Origin of the sequence: Nocardiopsis sp. NPDC007018 (assembly GCF_040635075.1) — a bacterium.
Classification (GTDB): domain Bacteria; phylum Actinomycetota; class Actinomycetes; order Streptosporangiales; family Streptosporangiaceae; genus Nocardiopsis.
In genome coordinates, this window is record NZ_JBEYHA010000028.1 from 19,072 (window position 1) to 42,997 (window position 23,926).

Genomic DNA, 23,926 nt, shown 5'->3' on the forward strand with positions numbered 1-23,926 from the left:
CGTGGGCCTCCAGTTCAGACGGTGCCTGTGCGGGGCGCCCCGGGCGGGGCGGTGTCGGGGGTGCCCGCGACGAAGGCCTCGGTGCGTTCGTCCTCCGGGAGCCGGTCGGACAGGGCCCACGCGACGGTCCGGTGCAGACCGTCCAGGTGGATCAGCCCGGTCCGCGTCTCCAGGTCGGAGTAGTCGGGGTGGGGGACCGGCACGGTGCTGAGGTAGACGGGGGTCAGGGGCGCCTCACGGAACAGCGCGAGCTTGTCCGAGCAGACCGGGTTGGCCGCCGCCATCCGCGCTCCGCCCTCGCGGACCAGGTCGGCGGCCTCGCCCACCGTCCGCCCCGACCGGGGAACGAGCACGCGTCCGCCGCCCTCGCTCAGGTGCCAGGGCAGGACCACGCCGAGGACCTCCTCCCGGGAGAGCAGGACCCGGTGCCAGGTGCCGAGGAGTTGGTCCGCCATGCGCAGGACGTCCTCGCCGTCCTGGTTGGTGTTGGAGGCGTGGGGGCGGTCGACCGGGTGGTCGCCCCGGTAGACCTCCAGCACCGTGGAGAACGGCACCGTCTCGATCAGTCTCATGTGGTGGAGCCCTGTCCCGTGGTCGTGTACTCGGTGAAGTGGCGCTCGGCGAACAGCTCGGGCCAGCGCCCGCCGCTGAGGTCGAGCTCGCGCGCCCGAGTGAGCATATGGCGCCAGTACGGCTTCACCGGTCGCCACCTGGCGCTCGTCTGGCAGTACGAGGCGTCCACGAAGTAGCGGGGGCGTGTGTCGCCGGTTCCCTCGGGGGCCGGTCTGCGCGCGTGGAACAGGGCGGAGTTCATCAGGACGGTCGACCCCGGCGGGAGCCGGTCGATGACGACCTCGCCCGGGAGCTCCTTCGTGCCCAGGTGGGCGCGGGCCTGCTTGGCGGCGTGTTCCCGGTGGGAGCCCGGTAGGACCGCGAGGTGGCCGACGCTCGGGTCGAGACCGCCGAGGTAGTGCAGGGCGTGGACCATCAGCGGGCCGGGGTCCTGGCCGTCGTGGGCCTCGTGGTCGTGGTGCCAGGCATTGCCGCCGGTCGCGTCGCCGTGCCGGTCGCTGTGCAGGTGGTGGAAGACGAAGGAGGGGCCGGTGAGTTCGGCGACCACCCGCATGAGCGGCTCGTGGGTGAGCAGTTCGCCGTGTGCGGGCAGTTCCAGTTCCAGGACCGGCGGCGTTCCGTGGGTGTCGGGGTCGAGGCAGGCGGCCATGGAGCGTGCGCGCAGCCCTTCGTCCACCCAGCGGTCGACCTCGGGAAGGAGACGGTGGACGAGGGCCGCGGGGAGGAAGCCGGGGAGGACGAGGTAGCCGGACTCCGTGAACCTGCTCCGCCGGGCGGGGGCGTCGTCGAGTTCCGGGGGAAACGTGTGAGTCAAGTCTTCGCCCCTTGTTCGTGCTCGGGTGTCGGGTCGTCCTCCGGGTGTGACGGATTCCTTCTGGGGAGTCGGTCGGGAAAGGGCGGCGCGACGCCCGAGTACGGTGGGCCGTTCGCCTGGATGGGGGTGAGGGCCATTGTCGTGACTGCGGTGGCCTTCGGTGGTGGAGCGTGGATCGTGTCCGGAGGGTCGACAGTATTAGTTTCACCCCGGTTGGGCCGGTGTCAAGGGAATCGGTGGAACACGATCCTGGCCAGGAACTTCGTTACTCCGGTCGTTGGTTCCGCGAATTCTCGTGGGTGTCGGAGTATGAATTTCTCGGGTGCGGGGTAGGTGAGGGTGCGTCGGCCGCGCCCTGTCCTGGGGCGGTGGCCGCAGGGACTCCCGTTGGGGGAGTCTTGTCATCGTCCCAGTTCAGGAAGGTGAGGATGAGGGTGCTGCCGTCGCCCCGGCGGCGGTGGCGCGGGAGCCGCGCGTATGGTCCGGTTCGGTGTTCTCCCGGGGAGAGCCTCCTTTTCCCCAGGTCGATTAGGGCATTTGGGGTGAACGACGAATGGTTGACCAGAGAGGGAACCGGGTCGCGCCGAGGCCAATGGCAAGATCGTTTCCATGGTCCCTCGGGTGGCCGATTCCGGACGGATGAATGGGTGGTCCGGGAAGCTGTGCCCGGGCCCTCGTCCGTGGTAATGGAAGGGCTGTCCATTGTCGCGGAGTTTCGGAATGGTCCTACCGGGGAAGCTCGGCGGCCGCTCCGTAGCGGCGGGCCAGGGCGTGGAAACCCTCTTTGGGTTCCCAGTGGCCGTCGTCGGAGGACAGGCCCGAGCCGAGAGGCGGCGGGCGGACGATCCCGAAACTGGCCATGTCGCAGTCCCGGGCGGGATCGTCGGAGGGGCGGCAGTCGCCCTCGACGAACATGCACAGGAACGCCCCGTGCACGTTCTCCGTCTCGTACACGTCGAGCAGTCGCTCGACGGTGTCGGCCTGGACGCCCTCGTCCCGGACCAGGCCGCCCGTGACCCGTCGGTCGTCCAGGTCGCTCCAGTCCAGCGCGTCGGCCCCGCCCCCGCCCAGTGCCTCGGCCCCCCGGTACGAGCAGCAGCCGAACTCGGTGACCACCACCGGTCTGTCCCAGCGCTCCAGTGCCCGTAGCCCCCGGCGGTAGGTGGGCCGGGTGAGTTCGTCGAGGTAGTAGTCCACTCCCACGAGGTCGAAGGGGGTCCAGTCCACGCGTTCCCATGTCCCCGACCCGTAGGTGAGGGGCCCGGCGAAGCGTTCGCGCGCGGTGGCCGCCAGGCGGCGGAGCAGCGCGTTCAGGCGTGCGTCGTGGTAGGCGGGGAACAGGCCGAACACGGCCAGGGCCCGGGCGCGCCGGTCGACGTCGCGGCCAGGCAGGATGCCCCGGTTGAGGACGGTCAGCTCGCAGCCCACGTTGAGGACGACCCGGCCGGGGTGGTCGGCGTCCAGTCGCCGGGCGAGGTCGGCGGCGTGCCCCACGTGCTCCACCAGCTCCGCTGGCTTGGCGTTGAGGGAGCGCGGCTGCAACCACACGTCCAGGCCGTGGCCGAGGGCGGAAAGGGCGGCCCGTTCCAGCCGTTCCAGATCGTGCCCGAACAGGGTGACGGCCGTGCAGTGCAGGTCCTCGCGGATCACGCGCAGGTCCTCGTGCACGGCATCGGGGTTCCAGCGCTCGCGGGAGTGCTGGCCGGGAATGTAGCTGGACCCGACGTCGTACAGGACGCCGCGCACCGGGAGGGCGCGCCGGTGGCGGGGGGCGGGTTCCTCGGGGGAGGGGGGAGCGCCCTGGTGGTCGGTGCGGCACGTCCGGCGCACCGCCAGGTAGGCGGCCACGCCGGTCGCCACGCTCAGGAGCGTGTTCCAGATCGGCGCGTTCGAGGCGAAGGCGAGGTCGGCCTGCGCGAGCAGAACGGTGGTCCAGGTCAGCGACAGGCGGGCGCCGAACGGCGCCCAGATGCCGCCGGCCGTGCGCAGGAGGCCGAAGAGGACGCCCGACAGGACGAGGCCGAACGGGTCGGCCGACTCTCCCAGGACCAGGCCCGTCACTCCGGCGAACAGCGCGGCCTGGGTGAACAGGGCCGCCAGGGGCGACAGGAGCGTTCCCAGCCGGTGCTGAAGGTGACCTCGGAACACCAGTTCCTCGGCCGCGACCTGCCCGCTGGTCAGCAGGGCCGCGATCAGGGCGGCCAGCGCTGCCGGGGCGAGCGCGGACGTGTCGAGACTGGCGCCGCCGGTCAGCACCGCGCCGCCCACGATCGGTGCGGCGGCCAAGGGGCAGGCCAGCAGCGCGGCGAGCAGCGGGCGCCAGGCGCGGCCCGGGGTGGTCAGGCCGATCGCCGCCGGGGGGACGCGCTCGGCGCGGCACAGGAGCCCGACCAGGGGGACCAGCACCAGGAGCGGTAGCGCCCAACGCACCAGCGGTTCCCCTACCGGGCCCGGGAGCGGTTCGGCCCACGCCCGAATGGTCCAGGAGGTCAGGGCGAGGGCGGCGAGAGGGACGAGGGCGAGCGCCAGCGTGCGACCGGTGCCGCGCGGCACCGGGCGGCGTCCGGTCCTCGGTGTGGACTCGTCCATGGCGCTCCCCCAAAAACTCCGTACAGTGTTCGATGAGGATAGAACGGTGTACGGAGTTATGGCAAAGGCGAGGGTCGTCCGAGGTGGGGGGCGTATGGGAGTCACACGCAAGAGCATCGAGGCCACACTCGACCTGCTCTGGTCGGGGCTGGGGCGCCCCCGGCGCGGCCCCCGCCACCAGCTCACCGTGCAACGCCTGGTCGAGGCGGCCATGACCGTCGCCGAGGAGGACGGTGTCGAGGCGCTGTCCATGCGCAGGGTCGCCGCCCGTCTGGGTGTCGGCACCGCCACCCTGTACACCTACGTGCCCGACAAGGCGGCCCTGCTCGCCCTGATGGTCGACGAGATGGTCGGCCAGGCCACCCCGCCGCACACCCGCCCCGGCGGTTGGCGGGAGAGGGTGGAGGCCTGGGCCCGGGAGGACCTGGCCTCCTTCCGGGCCCACCCCTGGCTGGTCGAGATGACCTCCGGCCCCTACGTCGGGCCGAACGGCTTCGCCTGGATGGACTCCGCCCTGCGGGCCCTGGACGGGACCGGTCTGCCCGAGGAGGAGGCGTACGCGGTGGTGGGCGCGGTCGACGGGCTGGTGCGCGGACACGTAGGCCGGGTGGTCGAGGCGGACCGCGCCGGACGCTGGACCTCCCCGGACGGCGAGTCCTTCGCCAGCGTGCAGGAGGGCTACCTCGCGCGGTGGATCGAGCCCGGGCGCCATCCGGCCATCGAACGCATGGACGCGCCGCCCCCCACACCGGAGGAGGTCTTCGAGCGGGCGCTGGCCTGGCTCTTGGACGGGGTCGAACGCAGGATCTCCGAAATCCGGGACCAATAGAGCGAGGGTCACCGCTCTCACCTGTCAGCTCACTTTCATATAGCGACTTACTCACAGGTGGCTACTTACGAAAAATGGCCAGCTTTCCTAGGGTGTCCCACGTTCCACCAGTGACCGCGGGCCGCATGGCCGAGTGAGGAGATCCCACCGTGACCCAGAACGTGAACGCCCCGCCCCGCGCGGGCCGGAGGGAATGGGCGGGTCTCGCGCTCCTGCTGGTCCCCGCCATGCTCGTGATGATGGACCTCACCCTGCTGCACCTGGCCGTGCCGCAGCTGAGCGCGGACCTCGACCCCTCCGGTACCCAACTGCTCTGGATCACCGACGTCTACGGGTTCTTCGTCGCCGGGCTCCTGCTCACGATGGGGACGATCGGCGACCGCCTCGGGCGGCGGCGCATGGTGATGATCGGGGCCGCCGCCTTCACCTCGGTGTCCGTCCTGGCCGCCTTCTCCAGCAGCCCTGAGATGCTCATCCTCGCCCGGGCCCTGCTGGGTGTGGCCGGGGCGACCCTCGCGCCCTCCACGCTCTCGCTGATCACCACGCTGTTCCGGGACCCGGCGCAGCGCTCAGTGGCGATCAGCCTCTGGATGACCAGCTTCATGGCCGGCGGGGCGCTCGGCCCCGTGGTCGGCGGCGTCCTGCTGGAGTTCTTCTGGTGGGGGTCGGTCTTTCTCCTGGCGGTTCCCGTGATGCTCCCCCTGCTGCTCTTCGGCGGCCGACTCCTGCCCGAGCACAGGAACCCCGAGCCCGGGCCGCTGGACCTGGTGAGCGTGTTCCTGTCCCTCACCGGCGTGCTCACCCTCGTGTACGGGATCAAGGAGACGGTCAGGGACGGGCTCGCGCTGACGCCACTGCTGGCCGTGGCCGTGGGAGCCGTCCTGCTGACGTCGTTCGTACGGCGCCAGCTCCGGGCCAGCGCCCCCTTCTTCGACGTCACCCTGTTCCGGAACCGGGCCTTTGGAACCGCGCTGGTCACCCTGAGCACCACCGCACTGCTCATCGCGGGAGTGCAGTTCCTGGTCGCCCAGTACCTCCAGATGGTCCAGGGGCTGTCGCCGATGGTCGCGGGCCTGTGGATGCTGCCCATGGTGGCGGGAGGGGTGGCGTCCGTCCTGGCCGCGTCCACGGTGGTCCGACGGGTCCGACCGGCGGTGGTGTTCGCGACCGGGCTGCTCGTGGCCGCCCTCGGGTTCGGCCTGCTGACCCAGGCCGGTGCCGACGCGGCACTGGCCGTGGTGGTCGTCGGTTCCACACTGATGTTCGCCGGACTGATGCCGGTGTCGGCACTGGGGACCGACGTCGTCATGTCCACGGCACCCCAGGAGAGCGCGGGCACCGTCGCGGGTATGGCCGAGACCACGCAGGAGCTCGGTGCGGCCCTGGGGATCGCGGTCATCGGAGTGGTGAGCGCGGGGCTCTACGCGGCCAGGACGTCGCTCTCCCTCCCCGCGGAGCTGTCCGAGGCCCAGGCGCGGTCGGCGGGGTCGACGATCGGAGCGGCGCACCAGGTGGCCGAGAGCCTGCCCGAGGCGGTGGGTGCCGAGGTCCTGGACGCGGCCCGCGCGGCCTTCGCCCACGGCCTCCAGGTGAACGCGGCCGTCGCCGCCCTGGTCCTGGTCGTGTTGGCCGCTGTGGTGTCCCTCGTCTTGCGGAGGGTGCCTGCGGCCGGGGAGCTCGAGCCGGTGACCGGGGGCGAGGACAGCGGTACCTGAGCCGGGTGCGCGGGGCCGCGGCCCCTCTAGGGCCGTGCCCCGCGCTCCCGGGCCGCCACGATCTCGTCGGTGCGTAGGCTCACCCAGTCCACGAGCGCCTGGACGCGTTCGCCCAGCTCCTCGCCGAGCGGAGTCAGGGTGTAGGTGACCTGGGGAGGGCTGGTGGGTTCGACCCGGCGTTCCACGAGCCCGTCCTCGGCCAGCAGCCGCAGGTTCTGGGAGAGCATCTTCTCGCTGATCCCGCCGATCCGGTCCCGCAGCATGAAGAAGCGCTGGGGGCCGTCACGCAGACAGGTGACGATGAGCGTCCCCCATCGGCTGGCCACGTGGTTGAGGACGGTGCGGCTGGGGCAGTCGTCGTCGAAGGCGTCGCGCGGTCCGGTCGCGGTCTGGCTCATACTCGTCCTTACCCGGAGTGAGCAGGTGTCGTCGGGAGAGGTGCTCAGCATACGTAAGCGGACCGGCGGGCGTACGCGGGTGGGGACGCCATCGCCGCGGATCGCGCTCCCCGGGCGCGTCGGCCACACTGGACCCGTCGACCCCCCGACGGACGGAGCGGCCGTGCCAACGGACCCCGAACCCCGGCCGTGTCTGCACCTGCCCATGCTGGTCTTCGCCTGGAACCGGGTGGGGAACGGCTGGACCGGGTTCGGGCCGCCGAGCGGGACCCGGGCCGAGCCCGCGCCGGGGGCGGGCCCGGCTCAGTCGACGGGCAGGGGAGAACCCGGCTTGGTGACGCTGATGGCGAAGGTCGTCTCGATCGAGGACACGGACGGGATGGAGCGCAGCTTGGACCGCATGAGCTCCTCGTAGGCGGGGAAGGAGCGTGCGGCCACCTTCAGCAGGTAGTCGTGGTCGCCCGCCAACAGGTAGGCCTCGGTGACCTCCGGGACACCCCGGATGGCCTCCTCCACGCGCTCCACCACACCCGTGCTGTGCGAGTCCAGGCGCAGCCGCACGAACGCGGTGATGTCCAGCCCCACCGACGCCGGGTCGACCACCGCCGTGTACCCGGCCACCACACCGGCCTCCTCCAGACGGCGCACCCGGCGCAGGCACGGCGAGGGGGACAGGCCCACGCGGTCCGCCAGTTCCTGGTTGCTGATCCGTCCGTCGCCCTGGAGCTCATGCAGAATCCGCAGGTCCGTCTCGTCCAGTCGCCGCATGGGGCAGATTCTGCCAAATACGGCGCCGATCGGGCAATCACCGGCAATCGCCGACCCCGACGATCCCCGTACCTTCGCACCCATGAGCACACCTGCCGGAACGTCCCCCTCGCTCGCCACGGGCCTGGCCGCGATGGCCGCGACCGTGGTGCTGTGGGCCGGGTTCGCCCTCAGCATCCGGGGGATCGGCGCCTCCGACCTCACCGCCCCCGACGCCGCCCTCCTGCGGTTCCTCACGCCGCTGGCGGTGTTGGCGCCGTGGATTCCGCGGGCCCTGCGCCGGGCGCGCGGCGAACGCCCCGGCGTGCTGCTGGCGCTGTGCGTCGGCGCCGGTCTCCCGTACTTCCTCCTCGCGGCCTGGGGAGGGTCCCTGACCAGCGCGGCGCTCGTCGGCATCGTCATCCCCGGAACCGTCCCGCTGTTCGTCACCGCTCTCGCGTTCGCGCTCTGGCGGACCCGGGCCCGCGCCGCCCAGCTGGGCGCGCTCGTCCTCATCGTGCTGGGAGCGGCGGTGCCGGTCGCCGCCGCCGTCTCCCCGGACCAGGCCACCGGGGTCGTGGTCCTGCTCTGCGCGGGGCTGGTCTGGTCGGTGTACACCCTGGCGCTGCGCGCGACCGGGCTCGACGCGGTCAGCGCCGCGATCGTGGTCTGTGCCCCCTCGGCGCTGCTGGGCGGGGGCCTGGTCCTGCTGGGCGCCGCGCCCTCGGCGCTGCTCGGCGCCGACCCCCGCGACGTCGCGGTGTACGTCGCCGTCCAGGGCATCGGGGTCGGTGTGCTCGCGGCGCTGTGCTACGCGACCGCCATCCGCGCCCTGGGCGGCCCGGTCGCCGCCACGCTGGGAGCGCTCAGCCCTGTCGTCACCCTCGTCGCGGCCGTCCCGCTGTTCGGGGAGCCCGTCACCGCGGTCACCACCGCCACCCTCCTGCTGGTCCTGGCCGGGGTGGTCGCCTTCAACCTGCTCGGCTCCCGCGGCGCCGGGTCCGCCGGGAACGCCTCACGGACCACCACGCCAACACCCGCCACCGCGCCGCCCCCGGCCGCCGACGCCACCGAAGACCACCGACCCGAGATGGAGCCCTCGTGCTGATGCCCTCCCCGCCGCGGCCGCGCACCGACCCCCTGTGGAGTCTGACCGCCGCCTGCGACGCAGACCCGCGCGCCGACCGCCTCGACCTCCTCGTGGGCGTCTACCGCGACGACACCGGGTCGTCGCCGGTCTTCGGCGCCGTCGCCGAGGCCGAACGCGACCTGGCCGCACGCGCGCCCTCCAAGGAGTACCTCGGCCCCGCCGGGAACCGCGACTTCACCGACGCCCTCACCCGCACGCTGTTCCCCTCGGCGGCCGTACGCGACACGATCCTGGCCGTGCAGTCCGTCGCGGGTACCGGTGCCCTGCGCCTGCTCTCCGAACTCCTGGCCGCCACCGGTCCCGACCGGACCGTGCACCTGGGCACCCCCGCCTACCTCAACCACCGCAGCATCCTCACCACTGCCGGACTGCGCGTCCGCGAGTATCCGATGCTGTTCCCGGACGGCCGACCCGACCCCGACGCCGCCCTCGCGGCCGTCGCCGCCGCCGCGCCCGGAGACGCCCTCCTGATCCAGGGGTGCTGCCACAACCCCACCGGCGCCGCCATGCCCGGCCACCGGTGGGAGGAGCTCGCCCACGCCCTGGCCGCGCGCGGGGTGGTGCCGTTCGTGGACCACGCCTACTTCGGTCTGGGGGACGGTCTCGACGCCGACCTGGAGGGCGTGCGCCGCATGCTGGAGGTCGTCCCCGAAGCGGTGGTCGCGGTCAGCGCCTCCAAGGCCTGGGGCCTGTACAACGAACGCACCGGCTGCGCCGTGGTCGTCTCCGACGACCCCGCCCGTCGGGCCCTCGCCTACGGGGTCATGGAGACCACCGCCCGCGCCGGGTACTCGCAGCCGCCCGACCACGGGGCGCGGATCGTCCACGAGATCCTCACCCGGCCGGGTCTGCGCGCCGACTGGCTGGGTGAACTCGACTCCATGCGCCAACGCCTGGGCCGACTGCGCGACGGGCTCGCCGACGCGCTGGCGGAGCGGACCGGCTCCACCGCGTTCGAGCCGCTCCGGGAACAGCGCGGCATGTTCCTGCGCCTGCCCCTGACCACCGACCAGATGGCGCGGCTCCGCGACGAACACGCGGTCCACGGCCTGCCCTCGGGACGGATCAACCTGACCGGTGTCCCCGCGCCCCTCGTTGAGAGGGTCGCCGAGGCCGTCGCCCGGGTCCACGGTGGGTCAGCGGCCGCGCGGCCCGCGCTGTCGGGCGCCCGGGGCTGAGGGTTCCCGGGCCGCGATCCCCGGGCCGTGATCCCCGGGCCGCGGCCTCAGGCCGGGGGAGGGGGCGGCCCGCCCCCGGCCGGTTCGGGCCCGCCCCCGGCCCGTTCGGACTCGCGCGCGTCCCCGTCGGAGTAGTCGGAGGGACGCACCGCGCGGTTGCGTAGGAGCGCGGCCAGGACCGCCGCGATCGGCGTGGCGAGGAACAGCCCCGCGATCCCGCCGAGGATGCCGCCGACCGTGACCACGATCAGCACCACGGCGGACGGCAGCTCCAGGGCCCGCCCGTAGATGCGCGGCGCGAACACGTTGCTCTCCAGCTGCTGCACGAGCAGGACCGCCCCGAGCACGATCAGCGCCACCACCCAGTTCTCCGTCACGAGTGCCACCAGTACCGCCAGCAGTCCGCTCAGGAAGGCGCCGATGATGGGCAGGAACGCGCCCACGAACGTGAGCACGATCAGCGGGATGGCCAGGCTCGTGTCGATGAGCAACAGCAGGGCGATACCGATGCCGATCGCGTCGATCACGCCCACCAGCGCCACCCCGCGCACGTAGTTGCCCATCACCTCGTAGGAGACGCGCGCCGAATGGCGCAGGACCGGGCGGGAGCGCACCGGCAGCAGGCTCGCGATCCAGTCCATGAGCTTGTCGCCGGAGTGCACGAAGTAGATGGTCAGCACCAGGATCAGCACGATACCGAGCACCACGCGGGTCACGGCGGTGGTCGCCGTCCAGGCGCCGCTCAGGATCTGGTTGCTGTTCTCGGTGATCAGCGACTGCACCTGTTCCCAGGCGCTGTCGATCGCGTCGGTGAGCAGGGCCGGGTCCAGACCGAACGGCAGGGCCATGGCCTGGAGCTGGGAGACGGCGCTGTTGACGCTCTCCACCAGGTCGTCGAAGCTCGCGATCGCGGGGGTCACGATGAGGGTGACCGCTCCGCTGTAGACCGCCAGCGCGACCAGCATGGTGATGGCCGTGGACGACCCCCGTCCGAACCCGCGCCGCCTGATCGGGTTGGGGCGGCGCAGCCAGTTGGCCAGGGGCATCAGCAGCGCGGTGAGGAAGACCGCGATGATCAGGGGGAGCGTGACCACCGACACGCGGGTCAGGGCGAAGATCAGCAGGCCCGCCACCACGCCGATCACCAGGACGCGCCAGGAGACGTCGGCCGCCACGCGGAGCAGGTCGCCCGCGCGGGTGCCGTCGTCGGCGTCCGCGGGCCCGTCCGCCGCCGGGGGCTCCCCGGCGCTCTCCCGGGCCCTCTCCCTGGTCTCCTCCCGCTCCTGCTCGATACGGGACCTGCGGGTGGCGTTCCACTTGTTCACGAGGGCCCCCACACCCGGCCACTGGGCTTGCACATGCGCTCCGATCTCCGGTCGGCGCGGACCGTCGTCACGCGCCACGAACCGTGTCGACGGGGGACGCCACAACCAGACGTGGTCGCACCACGACACGGAGTGACACAGAGTCTGGCGTCCGTGCGCGCCGCGTGCGGGGAGGCGCGCGTGGCGTCACCGGATGGGCGTGTCGCCCCGGTGTGCCCCGCTCACCCGCCGCTGTCGCCGAAGTCGCGGGCCCGGGGAGGGGCCTCCAGGAACTCCTCGGTGGGCACGTGGAACAGGCCGCCCGTCACCGCCGTGGACACGTCCAGGATGCGGTCGTGGTTCCCGGGAGGGTCACCCAGGAACATGTTCCGCAGCATGCGCTCGGTGACGTCGGGGGTCCGCGAGTAGCCGACGAAGTAGGTTCCCGACGCCCCCTCGGCCACCGAACCGAAGGCCATGTTCTCGCGGACGATCTTCAGCTCCCGCCCGTCCGGGCCGGTGATCGTGTTCAGCGCCAGGTGGGAGTCGGGGGCCTTGTCGTCGTCGGGGATCTCGACGTCGCTGAGCTTGTGGCGGCCGATCACCCGTTCCTGCTCCTCCACCGTCAGCGCGTTCCACGCGCCCAGGTCGTGGAGGTACTTCTGCACGATCACGTAGCTGCCCCCGGCGAACTCCGGGTCCTCGTCGCCGACCAGGACGGAGGCCACGGCCAGCGCCCCCTCGGGGTTCTCGGTGCCGTCGACGAACCCGAGCAGGTCACGCTGGTCGAAGAAGCGGAAGCCGTGCACCTCGTCGACCAGGTCCGCGTGCCCCTCCAGCCGTTCCATGACCCTGCGGGCCAGCTCGAAGCACAGGTCGGCGCGTTCGGCGCGCACGTGGAACAGCAGGTCGCCCGGTGTGGACACCGCGCGGTGCCGGGCCCCGTCCAGGGCGCGGAAGGGGTGCAGCCCCGCCGGTCGCGCGCCCTCGTACAGGCGGTCCCACAGGCGCGACCCGATGCCGACGGTGCAGCTCAGGTCGTCCCGGGGCGAACGGAACCCCACGGTCCGGCGCAGCCCCGCCATGTCGGACAGCAGGTCGAGAATCGGACCCTCCCCTCCGTCGCGCACCGTCACGACCAGGAAGAGCGCCGAACCCGGGGGCGTCACGACCACCCGCTGTGGTGTGTACCGGTGCGCCACACGCACCACCTCCGTCACTGGTCCGGGAACGTCGCCCGATCCGTCCCCGCGCAGGTCAACCGTGGTGTGCCGGGGAGCCTCCGGGCGGGCTCAGGCTAACACCCGGGCGACCGTTCCACCGGGAGCCGCGACACCGCGTCCGTGCCCGGTTCTCCAAGCCGGGCCACAGGGCGATCGGGCGCCTCGCACGACGGTGAGGTCCCCTCAGGGCGGCGCCGACACCGCCCGCTACGATGCGCGCATGACCACCGCTGTTCAGTCACCACCCTCCTCTTCCCCGCGCCGCCCCGCCCTGCCCGTCCTTGGGCTGGTGAGCGCCCTCGTGCTCTCCGCCTGCTCCACGGACGGGGCGGACGGCCCCCCGCCCTCGGTGATCAGTCCGGAGGCCCTGGTCACGTGTGAGGACAACGGTGACTGCGGTGAGGCGGGCGCGGTGCGCTGGTCGGTGCCCCTGGAGGGCGACCACCGGCTGTTCCGCGAACCGGAGTGGCCGTCGGAGGTGGTGCCCCCGGAGCTGTGGATGGACCGGGGCCTGCGGGCTCCCGGTGCCGTGGCCGCGGACGGGACGCTCTACTACCACGGCGACTCCCGGGTCACCGCGAGGGCCGCCGACACCGGTGCCGAACTGTGGTCGGAGGCGTTCGACGAGCCGGTCGCGAGTGTGGGCACGGCGGGGGAGACCGTGGTGGTGCGGACACGAGGACCCGGGGAGGAGGGCGCCACCGTCCACCTGCTCCGGTCCGCCGGTGACGGGGTCGAACACCTGGGCACGGAGGTGCCGGACGACCTGGCCGACGTCTGGGTCCGCGGCAACGGCACCCACGTGGCCGTGGGTGAGGATCACGAGGACACCCGTGCGCGCGGCCCGCGCCGCGTCCTAATGCTCGACGCCGCCACCGGTGCGGTGGAGTGGTCCGACGAGGTCACCGGAAGTCTGCTCAACACGAACCTCGCCGCCGACAACGCGCTGTACCTGGCGGTACCGCTGCAGGACTCCGAGGACGGGCCCTCCCGGGTCGCCCGGGTCGTGGACGGGCGGGAGGACCTCGTGTTCGAACGCCCGGAGGAAGCCGGAGGCGACTCCTACGACCTGTGGGCGACCGACACCGGAGAGGTGGTGTTCAACACCGGGCGGTGTGAAAGGCGTGCGATCGGATGCGACACGCGCGGGCTCGTCGCGGTGGAGGCCGACACCGGCCGCACGCTCTGGCAGAGGAAGGGGACCGGATCGGTCGTCTCCCTGACCACGGACGGCGGCGCCACGCTCCTGCACGTCGCACGGGGCGGCGGCTACCGCACCGTCGACGCGCGCACCGGGGAGGTGGTGGCGGAGCGGACCGAGGCCGCGGCCGAGACCGAGGCCCTGTTGCCCGCGTTCACCGGACAGAGGCAGGACCCCGCCGAGGCCCTGCCCCCGGAACTGCGCGCGGACGACGGAGCCGTGCCCGAGGAGGACGCGGCCCGGGCGCAGGAGGCCCTGGATATGGTCCCCACCGAGCTGCGGGGACCCGGGATGGAGCGCCCGGTGGTCCTCGACGGACTGGCCGCCGGAACCCGGCACCTCACCACCTACCTGGACGCGGACGGCCACGTGCTCGGAGCCTTCCTGGGGTGCGCGCCCGACGGGGTCCGGCCGCCCTCCTGGGACGCGGCCAGCCCCGAGGCGGAGTGTGCGGCGCCCCGCCTGTTCACCGTCGACTACGGACTCTGACACCGCGCGGGGAAGCGGGGATCAGGCTCCGGGCGAGACGTCCGCGCTGCCGGGGGCCGCGCCGCAGAGGGGGTCGAGACAGCGCACGTACTCGGAGACGACCCGGTCCTCCCGCAACCAGCTCGCGGGGTCGGCCTGGGCCCACAGCAGGTGCGGGCGGTCGTCCTCGTCCAGGGTCAGCGCCGTCAGCGCCGGTTCCTCCGTGAAGTCGCGCAGGGGCACCGTCTCCGTCTCGGCGCACCCCGGGTCCAGACAGGAGACGAGTACGACCCGCTCATCGGCCATGTCGAAGGTGACGAGCTGGGGGTTGCCCCGGGAGTCGACCGCCAGCCCCGGTACGGGGCGGGCCCAGCCGGGCCCGGTCAACGCGCGGTCGGTGAACTCGGCGCAGGCGGCGTCGTGACAGTCCACCACGTGCGCGGCACCGCCCTGGGCGACCCGGTAGGCGACCACCGGGGTGCCGTCGGGGCGGTACTCCACACGGGCGCCGAACCGGGACAGCAGACGGTCCTCGTACTCGTTCACCAGGGAGGCCGGGGCCACCTCGGTGACCTCCGGTTCGCCGCACGACGTGTCGGGGCAGTGGACCAGGGTCACCCCGCCGTGGGCGCCGTCGTAGGCCGCGACCGCGAACCCGCCTTCGGGAGAGGCGGCCACGTCCAGGAGCGTCCCGTCCGCGAGGAAGCCCCCCACGCGGATCTCGCCGGGCACGTCCACGGTGGTCGGGGCGGAACACGCGGTGTCCTCGCACACGTGCACGGCCAATCCGCCCACGTCGTCCAGACCGTGGAGTTCGTCGGTGCGGGGGTCGGGGCGCACGTAGGAGGCGACGACCCACCCCCCGTCCAGGGGCGCGACCGCGCTGTAGGTGTCGTAGTGGTCACCGCCGAAGTGGCGCAGCGGTGTTCCGGGGCGGCCCTCCGAGCACGCCACGGCGTCGGGCCCGGAGCACTCCGTCAGGTAGAGGCCGGAGTCCTCGTGCGGCGCGTTCTGGTCGTCCTCGTGCCGGTACTCCCGCCAGTTGGTGTACACGAACCCGGCGTCCCCGGCAGGAGCCGCCCCGGCACCCCGGGTCCACAGGCCGTCGCCGACCGGGGCGCAGTCGGGGTCGCAGACCGACGCCAGCACCGTCCTGCCCGCGTGCGTGACCAGGGCGCCGTCGCCGCGCCCGGCCATGGCGACGGTGACCTCGGGGTTGGTCAGGCCCTCCACCGGGCTGGTGAACACCCGGGGGGTGTCCGTGGCCCACAGGGCGACCGGTGTGAGCGCCGTCGGCACGAGTACCGCCAGGGCCAGCAGCGCGGGGACGGCGAGCGCGCGCCCGCGTGGAACGGCCCGAGGGGCGGCCTCCTCGGGTACGTGCCCGGGCAGTTCCCGGTCCGCCGCCGCCAGGTCCAGGTCCCGGTGGGCCGTCCACGGCCGCCCCGTGCTGTCCAGCGTCGCGGGGACGGTCACCAACAACGCCCACAGGGGGGCCAGCAGGGCCCCGAACAGGGCGAGCGCGACCATGACCGGGTAGGGGTCCACGGGCAGGTGCGCCGCCCACGTCGCCAGACGCTCCTCGGCCCGGTTCACCAGGTAGCCGCCGCCGAAGGCCAGACCCACGAAGACCACGTGCGACGCGCGCCGGTGCCGCCCCATCGCCCAGGAGACGGCCACCGCACGGAAGGTCCCGTGCCCCTCCAGCAGGGCGGCGGGGAGCGCCACGGTCAGGACGGCCAGGGAGTACACGGCAGGCGGTACCACCACCGCCAGGACCGGCCACGGTGTGAACTCCAGGACGAACAACCCGGTGAACAGCAGCCCCAGGACGACCGCCGCCCACACCAGCATGAGGAGGAGCCACCCCAGGACGGTCGGATAGCGCCGGAGCGCCCGGCTCCAGGCGGCCCCGACCGGGACACGGCGGCCCAGGAGCGCCCCCGCGGCGACCAGCACGACTCCGCCCAGGGCCACGGGAGCGACGGCCAGAGCGGTGACGAGGGCCAGCCCCAGGAGCACCCAGAGACCGGTACCGGGGTCGACCCGCGTCTCGACGGCCCCGTTGACCACCACCGCGTCAGCGGCGCCCCACAGGGACGCCGCCTCACCCACCAGGACCGCGGGCAGCAGGGGCACCGCGGTCACGACCAACAGGGGCCACAGCCGACGAACGTAGGCGGCGGCCACCGCGGGGAACGCGGCGGGCACGCTCCTGACCAACCGCAGGCCACCACGGTCGCCGGGCCCGGAGAGCGGCGCTTTCGGTGAGTCCGCGGGCGCGTTCCCGGCTGCGAGCGAACCCTCTGGCGGCCTGTCGTCCGACTCCATGACTCCCTCTCCGATGTGACGTCCGGTGCCCGGGCAGGATAGTGAGCGACCGGACGCGTCCCGTTACCGGGGTGACGGTCCGACTCGCTACGATGCGCGCATGTCCACCCCGGTTCGCCCTTCCTTCTCCGTCGGGAGCGCCCGGCGCCGCCGCCGCGCCCTGACCGCCTTCGGCCTGACGGGGGCGCTCCTGCTCACGGGGTGCTCCACCGAGGAGCCCGAACGCGAGCCGGTGGCGGAGGAGGCCACCGTGATCAGCCCGGACACGCTCGTCACCTGTTCGGACACGGGCGACTGCGGTGCGCCGGGCGCGCTGCGCTGGTCACTGCCCCTGGAGGGGGAGTACGTGCTGCACCTGCCCGAGGACGGGCTCGTGCGGACCCCGCTGGCCCGGCTCTACCCGGTCGACCTCCTGGTTCCCCAGGAACACGTGAACGCCGGAGCCACGGTCCGCGACGGGGTGCTCCACTACCACGAGCACGGGCGCTTCCGGGCGTTCGACCTGGCCACCATGGAGGAGCTCTGGGCCGAGGAGGTCGACCCCGGGCGCGCCTTCCGGGTCCACGCGACCCAGTGGGTGGGGGAGCGGTTGGTCGTCCACGCCGGGGACAACCGTGAGTGGGAGGGGACGACGTACCTCCTCACCCCCGGAACGGACTCCCTGGAGTGGGAGGACGTCGACGCCGACACCGGGATCGTCCTCCGGGGAACACCCCCCGCCAACGACACCCACGTCCTATTGGAGGGCGTGCGGGACTCCGGAACCCACCACCTGGTCGACGCGGCCACCGGAGCGGTGGAGTGGTCGGTCCCCCTCGGCGGTGAGCCCGTATCGGGCACCCTGACCGACGACGCCGCGTTCGTGGTCGCGAGCCAGGACGACGGTCCCCGTCTGCTCCGCCGGGTGGACCTGGCGGACGGACGGGTCACGGACGAGGTCCCGCTTCCCGAGGGGCTCGCCAGCCGGGATCACGCGGCCCTCAGCCCGGACGGAGGCCTCCTGGTCGACGACGTCGGCGCGGTGGACACCGACACGGGCGAACTGCTGTGGACCCACGCGGAGGAACCCGTCTCCGCCCGCTCCGGGTTCGAGTGGCGGGCGCGGTTCCCTGTGGACGACCCGGGTCTGGTGTACGTCCAGAACGGCGAGAGGACCCGGGTGCTGGACGCGCGCACCGGCGAGACGGTCCGGGAGGAGGCCCCCGACCCCCCGGCGGACCTCTTCGGGGCACGGCAGCTCTGGTTCGTGGACGGCTTCGACCGCGACGCCCACAGCCAGTACCGGGCCCCCGTCCAGGCCTACGGGCCCGGGGTGGGAGACGACCTCCTGATCGAGACGGCCGCCGGAACGCACTACCTCACCACCTACCGGGCCGACGACGGCGCCTACGTCGGCGTGTACCAGGGGTGCGCCCCCGACGGCATGCGGGCACCGGAGCTGGACGATCCCACCCCGGCGCGCGCGTGTGACGCCCCGCGTCTGTTCGCCGTCGATCACGGCGTGGCGGGCGACGTCCCGCAGTCGGGGTCGGCGCAGGTGAGGTAGCGGGACGTGGCGTTGGTCGGGCCGTGGCCCTCCGTCCACCACCCCACACCCCAGACCATGTGCGGCCGGTCCCGCGAGTCCAGGGCGAGGGCGGTGACCACGGGCCCCTCCTGAAACCCGAGGTCGACCAACGGCCGGGTGTCCGTCTCCGCGCAGGATCGGTCCAGACAGGTGACGAGGGCCAGTCTCTCGTTCCGCAGGTCCGGGGTCAGCAGCCGGACCCGGTCCCGGGTGTCGACCGCCAGCCCCGGTACGGGGCGCGACCACCCCGGACCGGTCACCGCCGTGTCCGTGAACTCCGAACACACCGCGTCGCGGCAGTCCACCACCCGCGCCTCCCCGCTGACCGCGTCCCGGTAGGCGACCACCGGGGAGCCGTCGGAGCGGTGCTCGACCCGCGCGCCGTACCTCGCCGTGAGGTCGTGTTCGTTCTCGGTCCGGAACCGGTCGCCGACCAGCTCGGTCACCTCGGGGTCCGAGCAGTCGTCGTCGGCGCACGTCACGAGCGACAGCGCGCCGTAGGCGGCGTCCGCCACGGCCACCGCGAAACCTCCCCCGGGCGAGGCCGAGGCGTCGAGGTGGCTGACCCCCAACCGCGCGGCCCCTCCCTCGGTCAGGTCCAGGACACGCGGGTCCGCGCAGGTGTCCCGCGCGCACACGTGCAGGCGCAGGCCTCCGACGTCCCCGTCGAAGGCCTCGTCCGGGTCGGTCCGGTCGTCGGGAACCGTGTACGAGGCCACGACCAGACCCCCGGACGCCAGGGGCGCGACCGTCGACCGCGCGTGGCGTAGGTCGGTGACGACCGGACGCAGGTACACCTCGTCCGCGTCCGTGTCGCAGTCGAGGGCGTCCTCGCACACGGCGAGGTAGAGCCCCACCTCGTGACGGACCTCCTCGTCCCGGGTGAGAATCCTGTCGTGCGCCCACGTCCGCCAGTGGGTGCGCAGCAGACGGCCGTCCTCGACCGAGAACCCGGCACCGCGGTCGGCCCCCCACGCGTCGACGACGACCTCGCAGTCCGGGGCGCACCGTTCGACCTGGACGCTGCTGTGGGCCGCCCCGACCAGCGCCCCCTCCTCCGTCGGGGCGATCTCCACCGTCTGGACGTCCCCGGTCACGGTCGGGAGCGGCGAGGTCGTGAGTTCGGGCAGCCCGAAGGGGTTGGCGGTCAGCGCGGCCGGACCGAGCAGCGCGGGCACCACCAGGAGGACGGCCAGGGACGGCACCGTCACCAGGTGTCGGGCCCACGCCCGGGGCGCACCGGAACGCGCGGCGTCGGCCGCGGGGAGCGAGCTCCCGACCCGGGCGAGGTCGAGCACGGGCGGGGTGATGTACCAGTGCGCCGGTACGCCCGCGTAGACGGCCGGGGCGCAGATCAGCAGCAGCGAGAGCGGGGCCGCCAGCACCGACGCGGCCGTGGTGACGCCGACGAGGACGAGGTCGCCCTCGGACCAACCGGACCAGCGCAGCAGTGAGCGCTCCAGCACCGGGCCGAACAGCACCGAGACACCCAGCGACGCGCCCACCAGCGCCATGTGCGTCCTCCAACGGTGCCGCCCCACCCTCCAGGCGAGAACCAGTCCGCGGACCGGGCCGCGCCCCTCCAGGAGGGCCGCCGGAAGCGCCACCGACAGCGGGGTGAGCACGAACAGGGTCGGGGGCAGTACCACCGTCGCGACCAGCGGCACGGGCCACTCCCACGAGAGCATCCGCAGCGCGAGCGCGGCCGCCGCGCCCACCACGGCGAGGAGCGTCAGACTCCAGGCCAGGCTGGTCGGATAGCGGCGGAGGGCGCACCGCCAGGCGTCGCGCACGGAGATCCGCCGACCGAGCAGGGCTCCGCCGCCGAGCAGGACCGATCCACCGATCGGGATCGGCGCGACCAGCAGCGCGAGCACCGCCAGGCCTGCAAGGATGACGAGCGCGGGGCCCCCGGTCGGGTCGGCGGTGCTCTCCAGGGCCCCGTCGAGATAGGCCCCCTCCCGCGCGGGCCAGACCACGTGGAGTTGGGCGGCCAGGACCAGCGGCGCGAGCGGAACCCCGGACACGACCAGAAGGGCCCCCAGGTGGCGCACGTACACCCCGGCCACGCGGGCGAACAGGTCCGGCAGCTCCCGCTCCAGGACGAGGTCGGCGGGCGCGACCTCCTCCTCCGTGGGCGCCGGGTCGTCCGGCTCCCCGCCGTCGCCGTCGGCGTCGTCGCCCCGGTACGGTCCCGATCCCGGCTGATCCATCATCTCCCCTTGTGCCCCGGTCTGTCGTGCGACGGCAGACTACTGGTCCGCAAGAGCCGACCGCGCACTCACCGTGAGTCCGGGTGACGGACGGTCCGGCTCCGCGCGCGGACGGAGGCCGGTGCCGTGTCCCGCGCCCGGAAAACCCGTGGCGGCTCCGCGCCGCGCCCTCTAAGGTGCCTTCTCATGACCGAAACACCTTCCCCCGGCACCACCTCCCCCGACACCACCACGACGCGCCTGGTCGAGATCACCGACGACAACTTCGGGGCCGCGAACCGCATCAAGGTCCACGAGGCGCAGGAGCAGTTCGTCGCCCCCGTCCTGTACTCCCTGGCGCAGGCCTACACGCAGCGCGACACCGCCTGGCCCCGACTGCTCATGGACGGAGACGAGGCGGTCGGCTTCGTCATGGCGACCTTCGCCCCCGAACACGAGGACCCCGACTGCCGGGCCGACCTGTGGCGGCTCAACATCGCCAAGGAACACCAGGGCCGCGGCTACGGGCGCCGCGCGGTCGAAGGCGTCGTCGAGGAGGCCCGGCGCCGGGGGTTCACCCGCGTCACCGTCTCCTGGGTACCGGGAGAGGGCAGCCCAGAGGGGTTCTACCTGGCGCTGGGCTTCGAGAAGACCGGACGCGTGGAGGACGGGGAGACCATCGCGGCCCTCCGGATCGGCTGACCCGGGCGGCGGGCGCTGATCCGGATTCCCCGGCGGAATCCGGAACCGGACCGGGGGTTCGGAGCATCGGAGAAGACGAAACCAGACGGCCCCCCGGTGCGTTGACGACGCACCCGCCGTCTGGTTTCGTACAGGAATCCGACACCCCGGGCACCCCCCAGCGACCCCCCCAGTCCCACCTCCTCCGCCACGGGAGGCCGGACACGTCCGCGGAAGCCGAAGGAGTACGTGGATGGTGAGCCGTAGGACGGCCAGCCCCGACGCCACCCCCCGTGAGCGGGGCCGGTCCCGACGCCTGCTCGGCTCCCTCGCCCGGCGCACCCGCGCCGGGTCCTCGGGGCTCGTGCTCAGCCTCATGGCCACCGCCCTGGTCAGCACGGCCTTCGGGGTCGGCGCCCTGGGCCGGTCCGACGACATGTCCGACGGCGCGGCCTGGCTGTGGAACGCCGCCACCAGCGAAGCCGTCCGCATCAACGGCAACAACGCCGAGATCGACCTCGTGGCCTCCCTGCCCGAGGCGGGCGACGGGCCCGTGGAGATCGAACAGAGCGACGACTACCTGATCCTCACCGACCCCCTCACCGGCAAGGTCACCTCGGTCGACCTCAACGACCTCGGCTTCTCCGGCAGACTCGAACTGGGCTCCGGAGACTTCGGCGTGGTGCTCGGACGCCAGAGCGCCGTGGTCATCGACCGCGCGGGCGGTGAGATCCGGGCCGTGGACCCCGCCACCCTCCAGGCCACGGGGGCCTCCCTCACCCTGGAGGGGCCCCTGGTCGGCGGCGCCTTCGACGACTCCGACACCCTGTGGGTGGGCGCTCCCACCCTGGGCCACGCCGTCGGGATCACCGTCAGTGAGGGCGAGGCCGCCGTCGCCCAGACGGTCGCCGTCGCCTCACCGGGCTCCGACATCGGCGTCACCGTCTTCGACGACGGCGCGCTGGCCGTGGACCGGGGCGGCGACCAGGTGGTGGCCATGCGCTCGGGAGACGACCCCGTGATGGTCACCATGCCCGCACCCATGCGCGACTCCGCCATGCCTGCCCGCACACGTGGGGAGATGGCCGCCGTCACCAAGACCGAGGACGACGAGATCGTCACGCTCCTGCACCCCCACGGCGCGGCCGAGACCACGCTGTTCCCGGTCGGCCGACCCGGCGGCGGCGTCGCCGTCCCCTTCTCCGGACGCGTCTACGTGCCCTTCGAGGCGGAGGGCCTCGTCCGCTCCTACGCGCCCAACGGCCGTGAACTGGACACCGTCACCCTGCCCGGAGCCGAGGGGGCGCTGGAACTCCAGGCGCGCGAGGGCAGCCTGTTCGTCAACTCCCCGGAGACCGGCGTCGCCGCCGTGGTGGACGAGTCCGGTCAGGCCACCCTGGTGGACACCGACGACCCCCCGCCCGGCCCCGGCGAGATCCGCGGCGACACCACCGCGCCCGACCCCGTGGCGCCCGCGCCGCCCACCGGACCGACCGGCGGGACGCCCGACGGACCCGGACCGGAGGAGGGCGGCGGCGACGGGCCCACCGAGGAGGAGACCGGCGCCCCCGCCTCCGAGGGAGGGGGCGAGACCGCGCCCGCCACGGGCCCGCCCGGGGCTCCCACCCCCGTCACCGCGGAGGCCGGGGACGCCAGCGTCGAACTCAGCTGGCCCGAGGCCTACTCTCCGGACGCGCCGGTGGAGTCCTACACGATCACCTGGGAGGGCGGTGAGACCACGGTCGGCGGTTCCGAGCTGCACACCGTGGTCACCGGCCTGGACAACGGCACGGCCTACCGGTTCCGGGTGAGCGCCGCGAACACGCACGGCACCGGACCCGCCGCCCAGTCCCCGCAGGTGACGCCCGGTGCGCAGGCACCGGGTTCCCCCGGCGCGGTCACCGTGGAGGCCACCGGCAACGAGACCGCCACCGTGTCCTGGACCGGCGCGGACGACGCGGCGGACTACCTCGTCTCCGCCACGGCCGACGGTGCCCCCGCCCCCAGCAACCGCACCACCGGGGAAACCGCCCTGGAGGTCACCGGGCTGGTACCGGGAGCCACCTACACGTTCAGCGTCACCTCACGGGGCGACGGCGGTGTCGTCGGTGAGTCGGCCACGGGTCCCCCGGTGACCATGCCCGAGGTCGAGGTGGGTACCCCCGGAGGGGTCGCGCACAGCGTGTCGGGCACCTCGGTGACCGTCACCTGGACGGCGGCGGAGAACGCCGAGGGCTACCGGATCACCCCGCACGGCGACGGTGTGGAGATCGGCTCCGAGACCACGGTGGAGGCCGGGGCCGCGTCCCACACCTTCACCCGGGTCGACCAGCGGTGCTTCTCGTTCACGGTCACCGCCCTGGGGTCGGGGACCACGGAGGGCGGCTCCGCGCGGAGCACCCCGGCCTGTGAGAGGTGGTAGCGGTGTCGCACGAGTCAACGGATCGGGCGGGGAGGACGGCTGTGCCGAGGACCGTGAACAAGAGGGGGCGCTGGGCGGCGGTGGCGGCCGCCGCCACGCTGGTGGCGTCCGGGATGGTGCTGACCTCCTCCACTGCGGCCCAGGGCGCCTCTCCCGCGGACCAGTGCACGGCGGCCCACCCGAGGGACGACGCGCCCGCGTACACGCAGGACGCCGACGGGTGGCCCCTGTCGGTCCCGGGCGACCCCGGCGGCCAGGTCTACGTCTTCTACGAACCGACCTACGGCTACAACTGCGCGATCGTCGTCGCGAACAGCGACTCCGCCTACGTCGACATCGGCCTGCGCCGCAGCGACGGAGGGGCTCCCCAGTGGCGGGACGGCACCGGGGCGAGCGCGGGTCCGGTCCTGATCGAGGCCATGAACGTGTGCATCGACGTCACGGCCGCCGTGGGGGAGCGCTCCCTCACCGTCAGGGACACCAACTGCGGCGCCTGACCCCCTGAGGCAGGGGAGCAGAACGCCCCGGCGGCGCCTTCACGGAC

18 protein-coding genes are annotated in these 23,926 nt (G+C 73.3%); 9 read left to right on the plus strand and 9 right to left on the minus strand.

Annotated features, from left to right (window positions below):
- Positions 1 to 14: 14 nt before the first annotated feature.
- The 3 genes from ABZ635_RS16825 to ABZ635_RS16835 all read right to left on the minus strand — a co-directional run bounded on the left by ABZ635_RS16825 (position 15) and on the right by ABZ635_RS16835 (position 3,976).
- Positions 15 to 572: a DUF6309 family protein gene (locus tag ABZ635_RS16825; RefSeq protein ID WP_357765538.1), complete on the minus strand. Its 558-nt coding sequence runs from the start codon at positions 570 to 572 to the stop codon at positions 15 to 17.
- Positions 569 to 1,387: a phytanoyl-CoA dioxygenase family protein gene (locus tag ABZ635_RS16830; RefSeq protein ID WP_357765540.1), complete on the minus strand. Its 819-nt coding sequence runs from the start codon at positions 1,385 to 1,387 to the stop codon at positions 569 to 571. Before ABZ635_RS16830 ends, ABZ635_RS16825 begins: the two co-directional genes overlap by 4 nt.
- A gap of 726 nt (positions 1,388 to 2,113) precedes the next feature.
- Positions 2,114 to 3,976 carry a CPBP family glutamic-type intramembrane protease gene (locus tag ABZ635_RS16835; RefSeq protein ID WP_357765543.1) on the minus strand — a complete coding sequence of 621 codons (1,863 nt, stop codon included), beginning with the start codon at positions 3,974 to 3,976 and terminating at the stop codon, positions 2,114 to 2,116.
- Between the two features lie 94 nt (positions 3,977 to 4,070).
- Here ABZ635_RS16835 and ABZ635_RS16840 point away from each other — a divergent pair, with 94 nt between their 5' ends.
- Together ABZ635_RS16840 and ABZ635_RS16845 are read left to right on the plus strand one after the other, a co-directional pair.
- Positions 4,071 to 4,805: a TetR/AcrR family transcriptional regulator gene (locus ABZ635_RS16840; protein WP_357765546.1), complete on the plus strand. Its 735-nt coding sequence runs from the start codon at positions 4,071 to 4,073 to the stop codon at positions 4,803 to 4,805.
- A gap of 149 nt (positions 4,806 to 4,954) precedes the next feature.
- On the plus strand, positions 4,955 to 6,520 hold the full coding sequence (locus ABZ635_RS16845) for an MFS transporter (RefSeq protein WP_357765548.1): 1,566 nt from the start codon (positions 4,955 to 4,957) through the stop codon (positions 6,518 to 6,520).
- A gap of 26 nt (positions 6,521 to 6,546) precedes the next feature.
- On the opposite strand, the gene ABZ635_RS16850 is transcribed toward ABZ635_RS16845, so the two are convergent.
- Together ABZ635_RS16850 and ABZ635_RS16855 are read right to left on the minus strand one after the other, a co-directional pair.
- Positions 6,547 to 6,918, minus strand: coding sequence for a helix-turn-helix domain-containing protein (locus ABZ635_RS16850; RefSeq protein ID WP_357765551.1), 372 nt, complete (start codon positions 6,916 to 6,918; stop codon positions 6,547 to 6,549).
- Positions 6,919 to 7,221: 303 nt separating this feature from the next.
- Entirely contained in the window at positions 7,222 to 7,686 is a 465-nt protein-coding gene (locus tag ABZ635_RS16855; protein ID WP_357765554.1) for an Lrp/AsnC family transcriptional regulator, read from the minus strand.
- 82 nt (positions 7,687 to 7,768) lie between these two features.
- Here ABZ635_RS16855 and ABZ635_RS16860 point away from each other — a divergent pair, with 82 nt between their 5' ends.
- Positions 7,769 to 8,773: a DMT family transporter gene (locus ABZ635_RS16860; RefSeq protein WP_357765557.1), complete on the plus strand. Its 1,005-nt coding sequence runs from the start codon at positions 7,769 to 7,771 to the stop codon at positions 8,771 to 8,773.
- Positions 8,773 to 9,993, plus strand: a complete 1,221-nt coding sequence (locus ABZ635_RS16865; protein WP_357765558.1) for an aromatic amino acid transaminase — start codon at positions 8,773 to 8,775, stop codon at positions 9,991 to 9,993. The genes ABZ635_RS16860 and ABZ635_RS16865 overlap by 1 nt, the downstream gene beginning before the upstream one ends.
- A gap of 47 nt (positions 9,994 to 10,040) precedes the next feature.
- Here ABZ635_RS16865 and ABZ635_RS16870 read toward each other — a convergent pair whose 3' ends face one another.
- Both ABZ635_RS16870 and ABZ635_RS16875 read right to left on the minus strand, forming a co-directional pair.
- Positions 10,041 to 11,351: an AI-2E family transporter gene (locus ABZ635_RS16870; protein WP_357765561.1), complete on the minus strand. Its 1,311-nt coding sequence runs from the start codon at positions 11,349 to 11,351 to the stop codon at positions 10,041 to 10,043.
- Between the two features lie 188 nt (positions 11,352 to 11,539).
- Complete coding sequence (locus ABZ635_RS16875) at positions 11,540 to 12,499, minus strand: Dyp-type peroxidase (RefSeq protein WP_357765564.1); 960 nt, start codon at positions 12,497 to 12,499, stop codon at positions 11,540 to 11,542.
- A 241-nt stretch (positions 12,500 to 12,740) separates the two neighbouring features.
- Between ABZ635_RS16875 and ABZ635_RS16880 the strand changes: the two genes are divergently transcribed.
- A complete protein-coding gene (locus tag ABZ635_RS16880; protein ID WP_357765567.1) occupies positions 12,741 to 14,210 on the plus strand; it encodes a PQQ-binding-like beta-propeller repeat protein in 1,470 nt (489 codons plus the stop codon).
- Positions 14,211 to 14,231: 21 nt separating this feature from the next.
- On the opposite strand, the gene ABZ635_RS16885 is transcribed toward ABZ635_RS16880, so the two are convergent.
- A complete protein-coding gene (locus tag ABZ635_RS16885; RefSeq protein ID WP_357765570.1) occupies positions 14,232 to 16,400 on the minus strand; it encodes a hypothetical protein in 2,169 nt (722 codons plus the stop codon).
- 220 nt (positions 16,401 to 16,620) lie between these two features.
- Here ABZ635_RS16885 and ABZ635_RS16890 point away from each other — a divergent pair, with 220 nt between their 5' ends.
- Entirely contained in the window at positions 16,621 to 18,066 is a 1,446-nt protein-coding gene (locus tag ABZ635_RS16890; RefSeq protein WP_357765573.1) for a PQQ-binding-like beta-propeller repeat protein, read from the plus strand.
- Here ABZ635_RS16890 and ABZ635_RS16895 read toward each other — a convergent pair.
- Positions 18,015 to 20,300: a hypothetical protein gene (locus tag ABZ635_RS16895; protein WP_357765576.1), complete on the minus strand. Its 2,286-nt coding sequence runs from the start codon at positions 20,298 to 20,300 to the stop codon at positions 18,015 to 18,017. The two genes, ABZ635_RS16890 and ABZ635_RS16895, sit on opposite strands and share 52 nt — an antisense overlap.
- 186 nt (positions 20,301 to 20,486) lie before the next feature.
- On the opposite strand from ABZ635_RS16895, the gene ABZ635_RS16900 reads away from it, so the two are divergent.
- The 3 genes from ABZ635_RS16900 to ABZ635_RS16910 all read left to right on the plus strand — a co-directional run bounded on the left by ABZ635_RS16900 (position 20,487) and on the right by ABZ635_RS16910 (position 23,879).
- The gene (locus ABZ635_RS16900; RefSeq protein ID WP_357765578.1) at positions 20,487 to 20,981 is read left to right on the plus strand and encodes a GNAT family N-acetyltransferase; all 495 of its coding nucleotides are present in this window, start codon (positions 20,487 to 20,489) and stop codon (positions 20,979 to 20,981) included.
- Positions 20,982 to 21,213: 232 nt separating this feature from the next.
- A complete protein-coding gene (locus ABZ635_RS16905) occupies positions 21,214 to 23,382 on the plus strand; it encodes a fibronectin type III domain-containing protein (RefSeq protein ID WP_357765580.1) in 2,169 nt (722 codons plus the stop codon).
- 41 nt (positions 23,383 to 23,423) lie between these two features.
- The gene (locus tag ABZ635_RS16910; protein ID WP_357765583.1) at positions 23,424 to 23,879 is read left to right on the plus strand and encodes a hypothetical protein; all 456 of its coding nucleotides are present in this window, start codon (positions 23,424 to 23,426) and stop codon (positions 23,877 to 23,879) included.
- Positions 23,880 to 23,926: the final 47 nt, after the last annotated feature.